The sequence below is a fragment of the Nocardia sp. A7 genome (genome assembly GCF_046549215.1).
GTDB lineage: Bacteria > Actinomycetota > Actinomycetes > Mycobacteriales > Mycobacteriaceae > Nocardia.
In genome coordinates, this window is record NZ_JAJPWE010000001.1 from 1,636,787 (window position 1) to 1,655,664 (window position 18,878).

At 67.4% G+C, this 18,878-nt stretch carries 17 protein-coding genes; 3 read left to right on the plus strand and 14 right to left on the minus strand.

Annotation, left to right across the window (positions count from 1 at the left end):
- Positions 1-122 precede the first annotated feature (122 nt).
- Positions 123-995: a 3-hydroxybutyryl-CoA dehydrogenase gene (locus ACLJPD_RS07340; protein ID WP_255284083.1), complete on the minus strand. Its 873-nt coding sequence runs from the start codon at positions 993-995 to the stop codon at positions 123-125.
- A 163-nt stretch (positions 996-1,158) separates the two neighbouring features.
- Positions 1,159-2,448: an isocitrate lyase gene (aceA, locus tag ACLJPD_RS07345; RefSeq protein WP_410870993.1), complete on the minus strand. Its 1,290-nt coding sequence runs from the start codon at positions 2,446-2,448 to the stop codon at positions 1,159-1,161.
- A 578-nt stretch (positions 2,449-3,026) separates the two neighbouring features.
- Between aceA and ACLJPD_RS07350 the strand changes: the two genes are divergently transcribed.
- Positions 3,027-4,169: a lipase family protein gene (locus ACLJPD_RS07350; RefSeq protein WP_410870994.1), complete on the plus strand. Its 1,143-nt coding sequence runs from the start codon at positions 3,027-3,029 to the stop codon at positions 4,167-4,169.
- A gap of 24 nt (positions 4,170-4,193) precedes the next feature.
- On the opposite strand, the gene puuE is transcribed toward ACLJPD_RS07350, so the two are convergent.
- The 9 genes from puuE to uraD all read right to left on the minus strand — a co-directional run bounded on the left by puuE (position 4,194) and on the right by uraD (position 14,420).
- On the minus strand, positions 4,194-5,108 hold the full coding sequence (puuE, locus tag ACLJPD_RS07355) for an allantoinase PuuE (RefSeq protein WP_410870995.1): 915 nt from the start codon (positions 5,106-5,108) through the stop codon (positions 4,194-4,196).
- Complete coding sequence (gene alc / locus ACLJPD_RS07360) at positions 5,105-6,082, minus strand: allantoicase (RefSeq protein ID WP_410870996.1); 978 nt, start codon at positions 6,080-6,082, stop codon at positions 5,105-5,107. Before alc ends, puuE begins: the two co-directional genes overlap by 4 nt.
- Positions 6,083-6,155: 73 nt before the next feature.
- Positions 6,156-7,379 carry a DUF6986 family protein gene (locus ACLJPD_RS07365; RefSeq protein WP_410870997.1) on the minus strand — a complete coding sequence of 408 codons (1,224 nt, stop codon included), beginning with the start codon at positions 7,377-7,379 and terminating at the stop codon, positions 6,156-6,158.
- On the minus strand, positions 7,376-10,321 hold the full coding sequence (locus tag ACLJPD_RS07370) for a molybdopterin-dependent oxidoreductase (RefSeq protein WP_410870998.1): 2,946 nt from the start codon (positions 10,319-10,321) through the stop codon (positions 7,376-7,378). Before ACLJPD_RS07370 ends, ACLJPD_RS07365 begins: the two co-directional genes overlap by 4 nt.
- Positions 10,318-11,187 carry an FAD binding domain-containing protein gene (locus tag ACLJPD_RS07375; RefSeq protein WP_410871959.1) on the minus strand — a complete coding sequence of 290 codons (870 nt, stop codon included), beginning with the start codon at positions 11,185-11,187 and terminating at the stop codon, positions 10,318-10,320. Before ACLJPD_RS07375 ends, ACLJPD_RS07370 begins: the two co-directional genes overlap by 4 nt.
- A 168-nt stretch (positions 11,188-11,355) precedes the next feature.
- A complete protein-coding gene (locus ACLJPD_RS07380; RefSeq protein WP_410870999.1) occupies positions 11,356-12,720 on the minus strand; it encodes an 8-oxoguanine deaminase in 1,365 nt (454 codons plus the stop codon).
- Positions 12,708-13,613 carry a factor-independent urate hydroxylase gene (gene pucL, locus ACLJPD_RS07385; protein ID WP_410871000.1) on the minus strand — a complete coding sequence of 302 codons (906 nt, stop codon included), beginning with the start codon at positions 13,611-13,613 and terminating at the stop codon, positions 12,708-12,710. The genes ACLJPD_RS07380 and pucL overlap by 13 nt, the downstream gene beginning before the upstream one ends.
- Before the next feature lies 1 nt (position 13,614).
- The gene (gene uraH, locus ACLJPD_RS07390) at positions 13,615-13,932 is read right to left on the minus strand and encodes a hydroxyisourate hydrolase (protein ID WP_410871001.1); all 318 of its coding nucleotides are present in this window, start codon (positions 13,930-13,932) and stop codon (positions 13,615-13,617) included.
- The gene (gene uraD / locus ACLJPD_RS07395; RefSeq protein WP_410871003.1) at positions 13,929-14,420 is read right to left on the minus strand and encodes a 2-oxo-4-hydroxy-4-carboxy-5-ureidoimidazoline decarboxylase; all 492 of its coding nucleotides are present in this window, start codon (positions 14,418-14,420) and stop codon (positions 13,929-13,931) included. Before uraD ends, uraH begins: the two co-directional genes overlap by 4 nt.
- 126 nt (positions 14,421-14,546) lie before the next feature.
- Between uraD and ACLJPD_RS07400 the strand changes: the two genes are divergently transcribed.
- Positions 14,547-15,143 carry an NTP transferase domain-containing protein gene (locus tag ACLJPD_RS07400; protein WP_410871004.1) on the plus strand — a complete coding sequence of 199 codons (597 nt, stop codon included), beginning with the start codon at positions 14,547-14,549 and terminating at the stop codon, positions 15,141-15,143.
- Between the two features lie 15 nt (positions 15,144-15,158).
- On the plus strand, positions 15,159-16,178 hold the full coding sequence (locus ACLJPD_RS07405) for an XdhC family protein (RefSeq protein WP_410871005.1): 1,020 nt from the start codon (positions 15,159-15,161) through the stop codon (positions 16,176-16,178).
- 8 nt (positions 16,179-16,186) lie between these two features.
- On the opposite strand, the gene ACLJPD_RS07410 is transcribed toward ACLJPD_RS07405, so the two are convergent.
- From ACLJPD_RS07410 to ACLJPD_RS07420, 3 genes are all read right to left on the minus strand, one after another.
- A complete protein-coding gene (locus tag ACLJPD_RS07410; RefSeq protein WP_410871006.1) occupies positions 16,187-17,251 on the minus strand; it encodes an ABC transporter substrate-binding protein in 1,065 nt (354 codons plus the stop codon).
- 64 nt (positions 17,252-17,315) lie between these two features.
- Positions 17,316-18,116 (minus strand): ABC transporter permease, encoded by an 801-nt coding sequence (locus tag ACLJPD_RS07415; protein ID WP_410871007.1) that lies wholly within the window; start codon positions 18,114-18,116, stop codon positions 17,316-17,318.
- Positions 18,113-18,877, minus strand: a complete 765-nt coding sequence (locus ACLJPD_RS07420; protein ID WP_410871960.1) for an ABC transporter permease — start codon at positions 18,875-18,877, stop codon at positions 18,113-18,115. Before ACLJPD_RS07420 ends, ACLJPD_RS07415 begins: the two co-directional genes overlap by 4 nt.
- Between the last annotated feature and the right edge of the window lies 1 nt (position 18,878).

The window sequence follows — 18,878 nt, forward strand, 5'->3', positions numbered from 1 at the left end:
CTACAGCAGCTTAGGCCGCAAGGGCGACCCTTCGCCGTTCCCCCTGCAAACACCCCGAAAATGGCCGGAGGCCACCGACATCGCGTCGCAGCTGATGTCGGTGGCCTCCGGTGAGCAAACTTCTATTTGCCGTACTGGTAAAAACCGGCGCCGGTCTTCTTACCGAGCAACCCGGCCTCGACCATGCGCATCAGCAGCGGCGGGGCCGAGTACAGCGGCTCCTTGAACTCGGAGTACATCGAGTCCGCGATCGACTTCACCGTGTCGAGGCCGACGAGGTCGGTCAGCGCCAGCGGGCCCATCGGGTGGGCACAGCCGAGCACCATCGCCTTGTCGACGTCGTCCTTGGTGGCGAAGCCCGACTCCACCATCCGGATGGCCGAGAGCAGGTACGGCACCAGCAGCGCGTTGACGACGAAACCGGAGCGGTCCGCCGAGCGCACGATCTGCTTGCCCAGGATCTCGGCGGCGAACTGCTCGGCGCGCTTGGCGACCGGCTCGCTCGTCTTCAAGGTGGTGACCAGCTCGACCAGCGGCAGCACCGGCACCGGGTTGAAGAAGTGCAGACCGACCACGCGCTCGGGGTTCGCGGTGGCGACGGCGATCTTCATGATCGGGATCGAGGAGGTGTTGGAGGCGAGCACGGCGTCGGGGTCGGTGACGACCTTGTCCAGCTCGCTGAAGATCGCCGTCTTGACGTCTTCGTTCTCGACAACGGCCTCGACCACCAGCTGACGGTCGGCGAAGTCGCTGAGGTCGGAGGTGAACCGCAGCCGCCAGGCCGCCTGCTCACGCTCCCGCTCGGTGATCTTGCCGCTGCTCACGCCACGATCCAGCGAACGCAGGATGCGTGCGCGGCCTGCGGCGGCGAGTTCACGGGTGGTCTCGTAGACGAGTACGTCGACATGCGCGCGTGCGCACACCTCCGCGATGCCCGCGCCCATCTGTCCGGCGCCGATGATGCCAACGCGCTGAATCTTCTCGCTGCTGCTCACGTCCCGCTCCTGCTGTGTGTCTGGCTGTGGGGTGGCTGGGGAGGTCATAGCGACCAAAGTATAGGGATGCCCTCCCTCGCCGAGGGCTGATCGGCGAGGGAGGGCGTACACCCCTACCGGAGTAGAGGAAAGGCGTTGCTGGTCAAAGCAACTCCGGTCGAGATCAGTGGAACTGACCCTCTTCGGTCGAGCCCTTCAGAGCCGCGGTCGAGGTGTTCGGGTCCACGGTGGTGGCGATGGTGTCGAAGTAGCCGGCACCGACCTCACGCTGGTGCTTGATGGCGGTGAAGCCACGCTCGGCAGCGGCCTTGAACTCGCGCTCCTGCAGGTCGACGAACGCGGTCATGCCCTCGCGAGCGTAGCCGTGCGCCAGGTCGAACATGCCGTAGTTGAGCGAGTGGAAGCCCGCCAGGGTGATGAACTGGAACTTGAAGCCCATCGCGCCGAGCTCACGCTGGAACTTCGCGATGGTCGCGTCGTCCAGGTGCGCCTTCCAGTTGAACGAAGGCGAGCAGTTGTAGGCCAGCAGCTGGTCCGGGAACTCGCTGCGAACCGACTCGGCGAACTTGCGCGCGACCTCGAGGTCCGGCACGCCGGTCTCCATCCAGATGAGGTCGGCGTAGGGGGCGTAGGCCTTGGCACGCGCGATGCAGGGCTCGATGCCGTTCTTCACACCGAAGAAGCCCTCGGCGGTACGGGTGCCGTCAAGGAACTCACGGTCGCGCTCGTCCACATCGGTGGTGAGCAGGGTGGCGGCCTCGGCGTCGGTACGCGCGATGATCACCGAAGGCACCTGGGCGACGTCGGACGCCAGACGCGCCGAGGTCAGGGTGCGGATGTGCTGCTGGGTGGGAATCAGCACCTTGCCACCGAGGTGGCCGCACTTCTTCTCCGAGGCGAGCTGGTCTTCCCAGTGCACGCCCGCGGCGCCGGCCGCGATCATGGCCTTCTGCAGCTCGTAGGCGTTCAGGGCGCCACCGAAGCCGGCCTCGGCGTCGGCGACGATCGGGGCGAGCCAGTTCTTGACGGACTCGTCACCCTCGACGCGGGAGATCTCGTCGGCGCGCAGCAGCGCGTTGTTGATGCGACGGACCACGGTCGGGACCGAGTTCGCCGGGTACAGCGACTGGTCCGGGTAGGTGTGGCCGGACAGGTTGGCGTCGCCGGCGACCTGCCAACCGGACAGGTAGATGGCCTTCAGGCCGGCGCGAACCTGCTGCACGGCCTGGTTGCCGGTGAGTGCACCGAGCGAGTTGATGTAGTCCTCGTTGTTCACGAGGTCCCACAGGATCTCCGAACCACGACGGGCGAGGGTGTGCTCCTCGACGACGTTGCCCTGCAGCTTGGAAACCTGCTCAGCGGTGTAGCTGCGGGTCAGGCCCTTCCAACGCGGGTTGGTGTCCCAATCCTGCTGGATTTCCGCTGCGGTCTTCGGGGTGCCGGGGAGAGACATCTCTTGACTCCACTTCCTCGTGTGGTCGGTGCTCCACGCAGTCGGCGTGCGAATCAACCGGCGGCTGAACGCTTTCGGTTGCACATCTCGTACTGCTGGCGCAATTTGCAGGCTTGCTAGGACTTACTAGGGCCCAGGGGGTGTACTTCCAAACAATGGCACACCCAGAAATGGCCGTCTACCTGTTGGTTGTGTAAATCTCAGCTAGTTTTGCCGGTGCGTTTGCTAACTTTGCGAAATTAGCGGGTGGATTGCAAGCACCAGATCTACCGGCGGGTAGTGCTGACCAGGAGTTTTAGCATAACGCTCGTACTGTTAGCGATCATCGGGTGGACGCGACCCGACACTGCCGAGCCTTGCAGTCTGTGAGTCGTTTCACACACCACGCCGGACACGAATGATGTGCGTGTCGCCACTCGATTCGGTCACGACGCGGGTAGCGCTCCCATCGCCCCCAAAAGTGGGTGCACCGGATGGTGTGCGGGACACTCGTTCACCGAGACGGCAGGATGCTCGGAAGTGGGCGCACCCACATTCACGTCCTGGACGTTCGTCCACGCAGACGAAAGAGTGGGTCCATGAGGATTTCGAGGATCGCGGCGGCATCGCTGACCGTGTTGGCGGCGGCACTGAGCCTGACACCGGTGGCGAGCGCGCAACCGACCGAGGCGGCGGGCACCGCCATCGGCGTCGAGCCACTGTCCGCCGCGGCGACCCTGCCCGGTGCGGCCCGCGCCGAGCGCCTGCTCTACCGATCGACCACCGCGGGCGACCGGCCGACCACCACCAGCGCGGCCGTGTACTTCCCCGCGGGCGAGGCACCCGAAGGTGGTTGGCCGGTGATGGCATGGGCGCACGGCACCGTCGGACTCGGTGACGACTGCGCCTACAGCGTGGCCGGACCCGCCGCTGTGGAGCGCGACTGGGCCTACCTCGGCGCCTGGCTGAACCAGGGCTACGCGATCGTCGCCGCCGACTACGCGGGCCTCGGCGGACCCGGCGAACACCCCTACCTGAACGGCGTCGCCGAAGCGCACAATGTGGTCGACGCGGTCAAGGCCGCCACCGAGCAGTACTCGTCGCTGTCGAACAAGTGGGCCGTGGTCGGCCAGTCCCAGGGCGCGGGCGCCGCGGTGTTCACCGCCCGCTACGCCACCGAATTCGGCGGCCCCGCACTCGATTACCGCGGCGCGGTTGGCACCGGTGTGCCTGCCTACATCGAGGACGTCATCCAACTGGCAGGCCCCGGCATGCCACCCATCGCCGTGAGCTCCAACCTCACCGCCTACGTCCTCTACATCCTCAGCGGCCTGCGCACCACCTACCCCGACCTGAACATCGACAGTTTCCTCACCGACTCCGGCCGCACCTGGCTGGCCCGCGCCCAAACCGCCTGCATCGGCCCCCTCGGCGACGAACTGTCCGCGGCGAAACCCGCCATCGGCAGCTTCTTCACCCGCCCCCTGTCCACCATCCCCGATATCCACGGCCTCCTCACCCGCTACATGGGCCTGCCCGAATCCGGCTACGACCGCCCCCTCTTCCTGGCCCAGGGCCTCATCGACACCGACGTGGTCACCCCCGAAACCCTCCGCTACTTCGCTGTCCTCGAAGCCAACAACCAACCCACCTCCCTCCACACCTACCCCACCGACCACAGCGGAACCGTCAACGCCTCCCTGGTCGACTCGGTGCCCTTCGTCAAGACTCTGTTCACCTGACCCTAAGCCAAGAACGGCCCCGCACTACTCCAAGTAGCGTGGGGCCGGGTGGACTTTGCGCCAGTGTTCGGCGATGTCGATGCGGCGGGTTGTCCACACGTGGTCGTGGGATTGGACGTGGTCGAGGAAGCGTTCCAGGGCGGCGGCGCGAGCGGGGCGGCCTGCTATGCGGCAGTGCAGGCCGATGGAGAGCATTTTGGGGGCGCCTTCGGAGCCTTCTCGGTAGAGGATGTCGAAGGCGTCGCGGAGGTGGGCGTAGAACTCGTCGCCGTTGGCGAAGCCTGCTGGGGAGGCGTAGCGCATGTCGTTGGTGTCGAGGGTGTAGGGGACGACGAGGTGGTTGTGGCCTTGCACCTCGGTCCAGTAGGGCAGGTCGTCGGCGTAGGAGTCGGAGTCGTACACGAAACCGCCGTGTTCTACGACCAATTCGCGGGTTCGGGGTGAGTCGCGGCCCGTGTACCAGCCCAATGGCGCCGCACCGGTGAGATCGGTGAGGATGCGCACCGCTTCGGCCATGTCGGCGCGTTCGGTGTCCTCGTCGACCAACTGGTAGGACTTCCATTGCAGTCCGTGGCTGGCGATTTCGTAGCCGAGTTCCGAAAAAGCCGCCACCGCTTCGGGATTGCGCTGCATAGCGCGAGCGACCGCGAAGATGGTGAGCGGCAGACCGCGCCGTTCGAAGGCGCGCAGCACTCGCCACAACCCGGCGCGGGAACCGTATTCATAGAGCGATTCCATGCTCATGTGCCGGTTCGGGAAGGCCTCGGCGGGCGTCATCTCGGAGAGGAAGGTCTCCGAATGCGGCGAACCGTCGAGGACGTTGTTCTCCCCGCCCTCTTCGTAATTCAGCACGAACTGCACCGCGATCCGCGCGCCGTCGGGCCATTGCGGATCGGGCGGGGTCGGCCCGTAGCCGACGAAGTCGCGTGCCCCGGTCACGCGGAGAGCTCGCCGTAGAGCCGCAGGCGGGCGAGGCCGCCGTCGGGGTAGATATCGAGCCGGACCTCTTCCACCGAGGCGGCCACGGGGGTCAGCGGGAAGCGATGGCGGGTGTCGGGCAGCAGGTCGGTGCGCGGCAGGATCTCGACTTCCGTTCCGTCACTGGTGAATCCGGTGAGCGCGGCCGCGCCGGGGCTGTTGCCGAGGAAGCAGGAGGTGTCGATCTCGGCGAGCCGGACAGCGCCGGGTCCGGCGAGTTTGATACGCACCCAATCGTTTCCGTCGTCGCGGCGGCGCGCGGTCTCCCAGCCGTCGCCCATTTCCCTGGCCAGACCGGGATAGAGCAGCTGATTCGGTGAGCTGTAGAACCGGTTGGAGCAGTCGAGCACGACGGCACCGTTCTCCAGCGCGGCGAGGTCGAGCGGGCCGAGGCCCAGCAGCGCGGTGTCGGGTCGACCTTCGCCGTGCACGCGCAAGCGAGCGACGCCACCATCGGGATGCATGGTGAGTTTCACATGGGTCCACCGGTTTTCGTCGTCGATGGCGAAGGGATTGCGACTGTCGCCGCCGACCTTCACGCGGTCGAGCAGGGTCACCCAGTCGGTGCGGGCGGCGATCTGTTCGGCGGGCGGATAGCCATCGACGGCCAGCGCCGACAGCGAGACCTCGGGCGGAAAGTTGCCCTTGAACCAGGCGGTGTCCACCACGACACCACGGATCACACCGGGCACGCCGAGCCGCACGACGGCCGAGTCGTCACCGGGCTTGCCGCGGTGACGACGGGTCTCCCACCCGTCGTAGACCTGACCCTTGTGCCCGAACGTCGCCGGCTGGTACTCCGACGGACCCGGATTGACCAGGTTCTCCTTCTCCGCGAAGAATTCGTCGTTCGCCCAGATCACCGAACCACCCAGGGAGCGGACGGCCAGGTCCGGGAGCAGGGTGAAATCGTCGGTGCCGTTGGATCGGCTCACGGGTGCCTCCTGAGTCGGGTGCCGACGGCCGCAGCCGCGCGGGGCACCGATATTACCGGTATACCGCTATATGTCACGTCGTGCGCGAGCGCCGAGCGACCAGGTCGAGCAGAACATCGCTGGTCAACCCAGGCGCGTCGGCAAGCAGGTCGGCCTCGGTGAACGCGCCGGCACGCAGACCGCGCAGCACGGTGCTCGCCAACGCTTCGGCCGTCGCAGGCTCGTCCATCACACCCCCGCCGCGCCGGTCCAGATAGGCGACCAGCCGCGGCACCGCCACCTCGGACGCGCTGCGGAAGAAGTCGTAGGTGGCGAGCCACCGGGTGATCAGGTGGCCGGGGTGCATGTCCCAGCCCTGGTAGTAGCCGCGCCGCAGCGCCCGGTCGACCAGGCGATGGTGGTTGGCCATGGCGCCTTCGGGATCGACATCGGGGACGATCTGGGTCGAGCCGTCACAGATCCACACCCCGGTCTGCGCGGCGGCGACCTGCATCACCGACTTGGCGTAGTCGGCCGCGGGGTGGTCGAGGGCCTGATCGGTGGCCGCGATGCCGCAGGCGGCGGTGTAGTCGTAGGTACCGAAATGCAGTGCGCTGCAACGGCCGTCGGCCAGGTGGATCATCTCGGCGATGGGGGCGGTGCCGTCGGGGGCGATGATCGCCTGCGGGCTTTCGATCTGCAGTTCGAAACGCAGCGACCGTTCGGGTAGCCCGTGGCCGCGCTCGAGGCCGGTGCACAGGTCGACGATCGCCGAGACCTGTTCGGCAGCGCGGATCTTCGGCACCGTGAACACGAAGCCGGGCAGCGCGCCACCCGCCCCGTCGAGCACGAGTTCGAGGGTTCGTAAGGCGCGGCGGCGTTCGTTCGCGGCCAGACCCTTGGTACGAACTCCGAACAAGGATGGCGCGCCGGGCTTTCCCGACCACGCCGCCAGCGCCTCGCCTGCCGTCTTCGCCGCAGCGTCCTCTTCCTCGTCGGAACGGAACCCGTAACCGTCTTCGAAGTCGATGCGCATGTCCTGCACGGGGTGTTCGGCGAGTCGGCGCCGCACGGCGGGCAGTGCGCCGGTGCTGTCCAGGCCGACGAGGAAGTCGGCGTGCCGATGCAGCAGTTCCAAGGCGGCGGCGCCCCACTCGGCGGGGGTCTGTGCGGACGCGCGGTCGGCCGGGACGTAGGCGGTGTGCACGGGTTGCACCCGGTCGCCCGCTCCGGGGTAGCGCACGCGCAAGTCGGCGTCGACGGAGTCGAGAACAGCGTCGATACGGGCCCGAATGTGTTCGGGGATACGGGTACTCACCCGGCGGTTCCTTCCTGGATGGCACGCCACACACGATCGGCGGTCATCGGTAATCGGTTCGGGCGGGCACCGATGGCGTCGCGGATCGCGTTCGCCAGGGCAGGCGCCACCGGGTTGTACGGGGACTCACTCATCGATTTGGCACCCAGCGGGCCCAGTTCGTCACTGGTTTCGGCGAAATAGACCTCGGTGCGGGGCAGATCGGCGAACTGCGGGACGTGATAGTGGCGCAGCGTCCGGGTGGTCACCACACCATTGTCGGACCGCATGTCCTCGTAGAGCGCGGTCCCGATCGCTTGCCCGACCCCGCCCTCCACCTGACCACGCAGCTGCACCGGGTTGAGCACGGTGCCCGCGTCGGCGACCTGGATCGATTGCAGGATCCGCACCGTGCCGGTCGACGGCTGGACCGCCACCCGGAACGCGTGGACATTGAAACTCACCGAGCGCGGGGTGCCCGCGTGGGTGCCGTGGGCAATGAGCTCGCCGTCGGCGAGCAGCTGGGCCGCGGTGATCAGTTCGGCGCCGCAGCGCACGCCGCCCGCTTCGAGCAGGCAGTCGCGTTCGGGGTGACCGCTCACCTTCGCCGCCCTGGCCAGCAGCATCGCGTGCAGTTCGAGCGCCGCCGCGTAGGAGGCTTTGCCCGCGACCATGGTGCCGGTGGAACCGAAGGCGCCGGTGTCGTGGCCGACGACGTCGGTGTCGGATTGACGGATGACGATCCGTTCGGCGGCAGTGGCCAGCGCCGTTGCCGCGAGCTGGGCGTGGACCGTCGTGGTGCCGTTGCCGAATTCCGCTGTGCCGACGCCGATCTCGTAGCATCCGTCGGGGAGCAACCTCGCCGTGGCGTCGGCGTGGTGGCCACGCGGGGGCACGGTCGCGATCATCGCCACAGCCATTCCCTCGCCCACCTGCCAGTCCTGGCCGGGGGCGTCGACACCGTTGCCGCGTCGGAGCGCCCGCTGGGCGGTGTCGAGGCACTGGTCGAGGCCGTAGCTGCCGAAGGTCAGGTCGGACTCGTCGATTTCGGCGCCGGTGAACTGGTCGCCGGGGGTCACCACATTGCGGCGGCGGAACTCGAAGGGGTCGATGCCGAGTTCGCGAGCCAGTTCGTCGATGGCCGATTCGACGCCGAAGATCACCTGACCGAGTCCGTAGCCTCGGAACGCACCGGAGGGAATGTTGTTGGTGTACACCGCTTGTGCGTCGACTCGCTTGTTCGGGCAGCGGTAGACGGCCACCGATTCGCCGACGGAATGGAACATCACGCCGGCGCTGTGGTTGCCGTGGGCGCCCGCGTCGGCGAGGACGTCCACCGTGAGGGCGGTCAGGGTGCCCGCCGCGTCGGCCGCCACGGTGACCGCGACGCGCATCGGGTGACGGCAAGTGGCCGAGGTGAATTCGTCCGTGCGGCTGAACTCGTACTGCACGGGGTGCCGGGTGCGCAGCACGGCGAGTGCGATCAGGTCTTCGGCCAGCATCTCCTGCTTGGCGCCGAACCCACCGCCGACGCGAGTCGCGAACACCCGCACTCGATCTCGATCGAGCCCGAATACGTGGCAGAGTTCGTCACGCACCAGGAACGGCACCTGGGTGCTCGATCGGACGACGAGTCTGCCCGCGTCATCGAGCCAGCCGATCCCGCCGTGGGTCTCCAAGTGCACATGTTGCACGCGGGGGGAATTCCATACGCCGCGCACGACTTTCGCGGCCTGTGCGATACCCGCGTCGAAATCGCCGACGCCGCCGTGGATCTCGGCGATCAGATTGCGCTGCGCATCGGCGATCCGCGCGGAGTCCGGCTTGTCGGCGTGCAGCTTCGGCGCATCATCGGCCAGAGCGGCCTCGGGCTCGAATACCGCCGCCAGCACTTCGTATTCGACTCGAACGGCCCGCACTCCCGCACGTGCGGCGTCGAGGGTCTCCCCCACCACGGCGGCGACGCGCTGCCCCACGAACCGGACCGTTCGATCGAGCACGAAGGTGTCGTCGGGATCGTCCTCGCGCAGTTCGTGGCGGGCCGTGGAGAACGCGGTCTGCGGATCATCCACATGCGTCAACACCGCGTGCACACCCGGAACAGCGCGCGCCGCCGACACATCGATGGAAACGATCCGAGCGTGCGCGTGCGGACTGGCCAGTACGGCCAGATGCCACGGTGCAACCGGCGGCATCTGCTCCCCCGCCCCCGGCACCACATCCATCGTGAAAGGCTCCCCACCCCGCACGATCCGCTCCCCCGCAGGCGCACGCACGCCGTCGCCGACCTGCCCGGCCCGATACTTTCGCCGCATCACCCCACCGACCCGCGCCTGCGCCGCCAACACCGCGGGCATCCCGACGCTCGGCCCCTCCTCAGCAGACACCGTGGTGACCTCACCGGCGGCCACCCCGGTCGCGAATTCCACACCGCCACTGGAATCGTCCGAACGGCGCCGCTCCGAGTCGGCCTCGGTAGTTGTGCACAGTGCAGCACAGGGTGTGGACAAAGCGTCGGCGATGGCACGATAACCCGTGCAGCGGCACAGGTTCCCCTTCAGCAATTCGGCGCGTTCGGCGTCGGTGACAGCATGAGCGGGCAAGTTGTCCACAGCTGTGTCGGAACGCGCGGCGGCCAGACCTGATGCCGTGACCACCATTCCGGCGGTGCAGAAACCGCATTGGAACCCGGCGTTCTCGACGAAACTGCGCTGTAGGGGGTTCGGGCCGTCCGCATCGCCGAGGCCCGCGGCCGTCGTCACCGCGCGGTCCGCGGCGCGGTGGGCCGGAATCAAGCAGGAGTGGACGGGTTCGCCGTCGAGCAGCACCGAGCAGGCTCCGCAGTCGCCGGAATCGCAGCCCTTCTTGACCGCCAGCGCACCCTGTTCACGCAGCAGCGTGCGCAGGCACTGGCCTGGTCGCGCGGTGACTTCCACCGCGCGACCGTCGATATCGAGCCTCATGCACCACCTCCTTGTTCCGTGGTGGTGAATGCCGACAGCTCGGCGGCCACCTCGGCGGCCAGCAGTCCGGTGACGTGCTCGCGCCAGTCGGGTGCACCGTGGGGATCGTCGAACCACACGTCGTTGTCCAGGTCCGCCAGGGCATCTGTCAGATCGGATTGCGAAGGGACGTAGCCGAAGTCGAGGACGATTGGGCGCACGGTCGCCGCGGTGATGGTGATCGCGCATCGATCGTCGGCATCGCGTCTGCCCATCACCACCGACCCGGAACGACCGAGCGGGGCCAAGGCGATCTTGCGAAAGCTGGTGTGCGCCAGCAGGCTCGTGGTGGGGACGAGGAGCGAGCGCACGACAGCGCCAGAGGCCAGCAGGTTCTCACCCGGCCCGGTGACGAAGTCGCGCAGGGCAATTCGCCGTTCGCCGCCACCACGCGGCCAGATCACCGCTGTCGCGTCCAGGGCGACGAGCGCGCCGAGTACCGCGCCCGCGGGCAGCGACAGACACACATTCCCGCCGACCGTCGCGGTGCGCCAGATCTTGTGCGAGGCCAACAACGCACGGCAGGCCTGGGCGAACAGCGCCGTACCCGGCCACTCCGGACGCAGCAGCGGCGTACCGAGTTCGCGGCCGGGACGGGCACCGGCGAACTCCGCCAGGGTGCATGTCGCGGCGATCTCGAGCCCCTGCGCGGACGCTGTCAGCGGCGCCCAGTCGAGGGTGGTGATGTCGATGAGCCGGTCGAGGTGATCATGCGGTTCGGAGAACAGGAAGCTGCCTCCTGCCAGCACCCCGCACCCCGCGCCCAGTTGCGCCAGATCGGCGCGCTCACGTGCGAGAACAACCTCTCGAACAGTATCCAGATCCACGTTCACCTCGCTTACCTCACCGGCCACAGTAGGGGCCGGGAGTTGCCACGATGTTGCACGAAACCCGCGCCAGATTGCGCCGCGGTTAACCCGGTGTACGCCATCCAGTGTGCGCCGATCCGGACAAAACCGCAGTTCAGCACGCCGTCGTAGCCGACGAGCCCGCACTCACGCACCGTCGAGCAGCGTCGCCTGCGCCTGCGCGACATCGGCACCGACCGACGCCTCGTCCACCGTCAGCACCACATCGTCGCGAACAACCTCGCGTCCGTTCACCAACAAGGCCGCCAACGGCGGCGCCGACCCGAGCACCAACGCGACCACAGGGTCCTCGATGCCGGCGTGCGCGGCCGTATCCAGCCGCCACAGCGCCAGATCCGCCAGCTTTCCCGGCTCGATCGACCCGATCTCCTCGGCTCGCCCGAGCACCCGCGCGCCACCCATGGTCGCCAGCTCCAGCGCCGTGCGCACTGTCATCGCCCGCGGCCCACCGACCGCCCGCGCGTACAGCAGCGCGTTGCGCGGCTCCTCGATCATCGAGCTCGACTCATTGCTGGCCGCACCGTCGACCCCGAGACCGACGGGCACACCGGCGGCGATCAGGTCGGCGGTCCGCGCGATCCCGGCACCCAACCGGCCGTTGGAGGTCGGGCAGTGGGCGATCCCGGTCCCGGTGCGAGCCATCGCGGCGATCGCCGGATCGTCGAGGTGCACGGCGTGGGCGTACCAGACATCGTCACCGAGCCAACCGAGCTGTTCCATGTACTCGGCGGGCGTGCAACCGAACTTGTCCTGACAGAACTGCTGCTCATCGAGGGTTTCGGCGAGGTGGGTGTGCAGCCGGACACCGGCGGAGCGGGCCAGTGCCGCGGACTCGCGCATGAGGTCGGCGGTCACCGAGAACGGCGAGCAGGGGGCGAGCGCGATCCGCACCATCGCGTCGAAGGACGGGTCGTGCCAGTCCTCGATGGCCGCGGCGCTCGCGGCGAGGATGTCGTCGATCGACTCGACAACAGAGTCCGGCGGCAGCCCGCCGCTGCTCTGTCCGAGATCCATCGACCCACGCGCCGGATGGAACCGCAGCCCCACCTCGGCCGCCGCGCCGATCTCCGCGGCGAGCAGATCGCCGCCACCACGCGGGAACACGTAATGGTGATCTGACGACGTCGTGCACCCGCTGCGGGCCAGCGAAACCAGCGCACCGGTGGCCGCCGTCCGCACCGACTTCTCGTCGATCCGCGCCCACACCGGATACAGCATGGTCAGCCACTCGAACAACGTGTTGTCGGCGGCCAGCCCCCGGGTGATCCACTGGTACAGGTGGTGGTGGGTGTTGACCAGACCGGGGGTTAGCACGCAACCACGCCCGTCGATCCGCGCCACCTCGGGACCGAACTCCGGCGGCGCACCCGCACCGACGGCATCGATCTTGTTGCCACGCACAGTGACCCAGCCATCGCGATACTCGGTGCCCGCCGCATCGACGGTCACCACCGCGCATCCGTAGATCAGTAGATCGGTCACGGCTGCCACGCAATGCCCGCATCAGGAGCATCCGCACGCGCCAGGGTGGCGTGGATCGAGCCGTACGGTCGGTCGGCCGCCAAGAACACCTCACCCTTGTTCTCGATCTCGAACTGCGCCAGGTCGTAGTCGAAGTGATGTTTGTTCGGCGCCGACAACCGGATCTCGGCGAGCATCGGAAAGCGTTCCAGCGCAGCCGTTCCCATCGCGTACAGCGTCTGCTGCAATGCCTTGGAGTACGTGGTCGCGAACAGCTCGAGCAGCGTGGCGCGAACCCTGGCGTACACCTCGTCCCAGTCGAATCCGCTGGTCTCGGCGAACCGCCACTGCACCACCAGCGAACTGGCAAGCACCCGGTCGTGGGTCGGCGCGAGGGTCGTGTACTCGTCGGTGAGGAAGTCGGCGAACTCCGAGCCGGTCGACTTGAGCAGCACCAGGTCCTTGATCCCGCCGATCACCCACCGCTGCTGCTCGGCGCCCTTGCCCGTCACGGTCACGGCGGCCGTGCGCACTTCGGGCCCCTGCCGCACCCAGGTGTGCTCGTGTTCGGCGCCATTGATCGCAACTCGCTGCCAGCCATAGGAGTCGACGTCGATCCGCGCACTCGACACCGGCTCGACCGCGTCGACGAAGTGCTTCGCCAGCGCCAGCGCGTAGTCCTCGATGGTGTCGAGGCCCGGCTTCTTCGAATACACGAAGGCCATGTGCTTCTGGGTGTCGGTGGGCAAGACGTGACGCTGGTCACCATCGGTGTAGGCCGCCTCGAAATCGCCGCGCAGGGCGGTCGAGACGTTCACATCGCGAATCTCGTGGCGCGCGTTCTCCTTGTAGAAACGCACCACCCGATTCTCGGATTTGCCATATCGGTTATCGGTCAGCACGATCGGACCACTCAGTGCCATCTCAGCTCCCTCGGTAGGTGGAATAGGCGAACGGCGACAGCAGCAGCGGCACATGCAGATGCGGCTGCTCACTCACCGTGAATGCGACGCAGACTTCCGGATAGAAGGTCTCGGTGCCCTGTGCCGCGAAGTAACTGCCGGTATCGAAGAACAGTCGGTAGTCACCCGGATTCAGCCCGGCCGCGAGCTCTTTCACCCGGCCGTCGGCATCGGTGAGCGCCTCGGTGAGCCGCTGCTCACCGCGCACGAGCCACACGGCGACACCCGAGGCGGGTACCCCGCGCACGGCATCGAGGACATGGGTACTCAAGCTCGTCATGGCGCCACCAGCGCTGCCAGGCGCAACCGGTTGATCTTCGCCAATTCTGTTCGCATGACCTGCCTTTCGGTAGCCGGATCGTTGTCCAACCGGGCCCGCAGGATCGCGAGCAATTCCTCGCCGCTACGACCTGCCGCGCAGACCAGGTAGATATGGCCGAACTTCGCCTCATAGGCGCGGTTGCCCTCGGCCAGGGCGGAGCGCACCGCATCGCCCGCTACCCCGGACTGCTCACGCGCCGAGGCAGCCGAGGTCGGGCGGTCGCCGATGCGCGGGTGACCGGCCAGTGCCTCGTCGATTTCGGCGTCGTCCAGCGCCGCCGAGCCCGCGTCGGCCGCCGCCAGCAGCGAGTCTGTGGTGGCATAGGGCCGCGCGGCCGTGATCGCCCGTGCCCAGCGTGGCGCCGAGCAGCAGGTCAGCAGTGCCTCTTCGGCCGTCACCGCAGGTAGATCGTTGAAACCCGCGAGGCTCAACCCTTCGCTCGTCATCGATCCAGCATCGCGCGATCCCCGGCCTGTCGCCACCGATGTGCAATCCATCACGTCGGCGTGTCGTCGCCGCTGCGCTCCCCTGCCGTAATCGAGCGGCAACATTGCGTCATTACCTTCGCGAACATGCCCCCAGTCGACTTGCCCGCGCACATTTCGTGCACGGGCATCGTCCTCGCGGCGGGTGCGGGCACGCGATACGGCAAACCCAAGGCACTCGCCGAAAACGGTGCCTGGTTGCGCGCGGCGATCACCGCGCTGCGCGACGGTGGGTGCGATCCGGTGATCGTCGCGCTCGGCGCGACCGGACCCGATCCGACCGACCTCGCACTGCCCGCGCACACCGAATGGCGGTGGGTTGCCGACTGGGCGACCGGACTCTCCGCGACGGTGCGCGCGGGCTTGCGCGCGGCCGACGAAACCGGCACTCGCTATGTGGCGTTTCTGCCCGTCGACACCCCCGATATCGGGGCCGATGTCGTCGCCAGAGTGCTCGCCGCGGCAGGTGCGAGCCAGAGCGGACTTGCCCGCGCTGTGTTTTACAACACACCTGGACACCCAGTTGTGATCGAGAACAAGCACTGGGAAGCCATTTTCGGGGTAGTCGCAGGCGATAACGGTGCCGGTTCCTATTTGGCAGGTCGACAGGATATGGTGTGCGTCACGTGCGACGACTTGGCGACAGGGACCGATCGCGATTTCCCGGAAGTCGCCGCACGGTGATCGGAGAGTTGAGATATGCGCGATATCGTCGATGACCTTCTGCGAGTGTGGCATTCGGGCCGTACGGGCGGCCTCGCCACCGTGGTCCGTACCATCGGCTCCAATTCTCTGCCGATCGGCTCCTCGATGCTCGTCACCCCCAACGGTGGCGTTTTCGGATCCATCGCCTCCGGTCGACTGGAAGAGACCGTTTACGAGGCGGCACTGGAAGCGGGCCGCACCGGCGTTCGGCAACTGCGCCGCTACAGCATGCTCACCGGTTTGGAATCGAGCGCCGACGACGGCACGCTCGTCGATATTTTCGTAGAACCGTTCTCCTGCCGCGACTTTCCGGAATTCCCCACCATCGCCGCCGATATCCAAGCCCATCGCCGGGTCACCGTGTTCACCGTGGTCTGGAATCAGGATCCCGATGTGATCGGCCAGCATCTGGTCACCGACCGCAAGCACGCGACCGAACTCGTCGCGCTGCCCGAATCGGATCTGTTCGTCGCCTCGTACAGCCCGCCGCCGCGCCTGATCATCTTCGGCGCCAACGCCTATGCGGCCACCCTCGTCGCGCAGGCGCGGATGATCGGCTACCGGGTGAGCATCTGCGACTCGCGCCCCGAGTTCGCCGACCCGGCCTCGTTCCCCGGCGCCGAAGTGGTCGTCGACTGGCCGCATCGCTACCTCAACACCCTCGCCGCCGCCGGCGAGGTGGACAGCACGACCGCGATCGTGGTGCTGGCCAACGAGCCGCGCTTCGAGATCCCGCTGCTCACCGTCGCGTTACGACTACCCCAACTCGGATACCTTGCCGCCCTCGGCACCCCCGCCGACCAGGCCCGTCGCCTCGACGACCTGCGCGCGGGCGGCTTCGACGAGCCGACCCTGGCCCGCGTGCACGTGCCCGCGGGCCTGGAATCGGGCCCGCGTACCCCCGCCGAGACCGCCGTCTTCATCACCGCCGACTTCCTCGCTTCCCGCGCGGGCCTGCGCCTGGCCGCGCAGCGCGACTACCGCTCCACAGCCGCCGTCGGCATGGCGATCTAGCGCACGCTCTACTTCAAGCCCGGGTTCTCGGCGTAGATCTCACGCATCACCGACATGTCGAAGAGCTGGTCTGCTCTGATGTCGATCTTGGCCGTCTTCAGCGCGGCGATGTTCTGCGCGATCAGCGCATCCGACATCGTCAACAGGCCATCGGTCCTGGTCGAGTCGGACACGACCAGGTCGTTCTGCGCGGTGGCTTCCAGTGTCTGCTCGGCCAGGTCCAGCTTGAGGTCCTTGCCGTAGACCTCGACGGCCAGGCGCGCGGACTCGGCCGGGCTGGCGACGGCGTCTTTCCAGCCCTTGATCTGGGCGGTCAGGAAGGCCTTGAGCTTGTCGCGCTCGTTGTCGATGGTGTGCTGGCTGACGGTCATCGTCTCGGCGACCAGCGGCAGCCCGAAGTCGGCGAACAGGAAGTGGTCGTTGGCGAAGCCCTTGGCCGCCAGGGTGATCGGCTCGTTGGTCACGTAGCTCACCCAGCCGTCGACCTCACCGTTGGCCAGCGGGGTCGGATCGAACTGCGCGGGCACCACGGTGACATCGCCGGGGCTGATGCCGTTGGCGGCCAGCAGGGCGCTGAAGATGAGCTGGTTGGTGTCCTGCACACCGATCTTGCGGCCCTTCATATCCGCGGGCGACTTGATCGGCTTGCCCGCCGAACTGACGATCGCGAACGGGTTCTTCTGGAAAGTGGCGCCGACGATCTTGGCGGGTAGCCCTTCCAGCACGGCGGGCGCGGTGGTCTGTGGCGCGGAGAGGCCGAGCCAGACCTTGCCGGTATCGAGACCGGCTTCCACCGACGTCGACGCCGCACCACCCGCGACGAGATCTACCGCACCGAATCCCGCATCTTTGAAATAGCCCTTCGAATCGGCGAAATACTCACCCGCGAATTCGATGTTCTTGATCCACGACAACTGGATAGCGACCTTGCCGTATTTCGAGCCGTCGTCGGTCGAACCGTTCGAGGAAGTGGCCGAACTACCACCACAGGCGGCGAGCAGACCGGCACCGCCCAGCGCGGCACCGGTCAGTGCGGAATAGCGGAGAAAGGAACGACGGTCGATACTGTTCATACGCAAAATGTAGATTCGATGCGTTTCGTTCTCTTTGCGGATGGGTTATTTGGCGGCTGGCGTACTACGATCCCGCGTTCGGGCCGAAGCGCGCGAGCACCAGGTTTTCGATGACGCCGACAATCGCGTACAGCAGCACCGACACCACCGTGACGACCACGATGGAGGCCCACAGCCGGTTGTACTGGAACATCGGGATGGCCCGCACGAGGCTGGCACCCAATCCTGTTCCGCTGCCCAGCCATTCACCCAGCAGTGCGCCGATCAACGCACCGGGCACCGAAACCCTAGCCGCGGCGAACACCGACGGCAGTGCGGCGGGCACCGCGACCATCCGCAGCCGTGTCCAGCGTGAGCCACCGTAGGCGGTGACCAATTCCATTGCCTGCCTTGGTGCTTCACGTAGGCCGGTCATGATCATCACCAAAGCTGGGAAGAACACCACGATCGCCGTCAGCACCGTCACCCCCGCTGTGCCGCGGCCGAAGATCAGCACGACGATCGGACTCAGTGCCACCAGCGGCACCGAACGCAACAGCATCGCCACGGGCATGAATGTCTGCCGCACAGCGGAATACAGCACGAACAGCGCGGCGACGCCGAGCGCGCCGAACATCCCCACGAGGAAGCCCGATGCCGCGTCGCCGAGGGTGATCGCGAGGTCGTCGAAGATCGCCTGCCGCGCGGTCGGCGCACCCGCCGAAGTCACCAGGTAGGCCCAGACATCCGCGGGCGTCTTGCCAACGCGCGGCCCGATCTGCGGGAACAGGCGAAGGAACAGCGTCCAGATGACGAGCAGCAGGATCAGCGAGGTCGCCAGCGGCAGCAGGAAGCGACCGATCCGGCGTACGACGGTGCTGGTCATCGGCCCTCCTCCGCAGTCGTCCACGGTGTGATCACTCGGGCGGCCCCCGCCACCAGTAGGTAACCCAGCCCGGCCAGTGCCGCCGCGGCGACCGCCATGCCCCAGGTCCGTGGCACGTTGTAGGCGGTCTGCGCCGCGGTGAGCGCGACTCCGATGCCGCTGTCGACGCCGCCGAGATACTCACCGATGATCGCGCCGAGCACGGCCGACGGTGCGGCGATCTTCAAGGCGGCGAACGTATTCGGTAGCGCGGCGATAGCTTGCACCCGGTACAGCTGCTGCCATCGGCCACCGCCGTAGGCGCGCACCAGATCCAGGCTGGCCGGATCGGCCGAACGCAAGCCGCTCACCGCACCGACCATGGTGGTGAAGAAGCAGTACATCGCGGCCAGGAACACCGTGGGCGTGCGTCCGCCGAACACCACCAGGATGATCGGACCCAAAGCCACCAGGGGCGTGCAGTAGCTCAGGATGGCCAGCTGGGTGGCGAGAGGTTCGATCCGCGGCACCAACATGATCAGCGCCGCGATCCCGATCGCCAGCACGTTCCCCCACAGGAATCCCTGTAGGGCCCCGATCGCGGTGACCTGGAAGTTCGGGCCGTAGAGCCCCCACCCGTCCGCCCACATGGTCGACAGCACCCGCCAAGGGCTGGGAATAGTCCCGCCCGCGGTGCCCGCGGCGGCCAGCGCCCACCACAGCGCGATCAGCCCGACCACCCCGAGCGCGCCGGCGATCCGGCCCACCCCGACCCGCTGCACG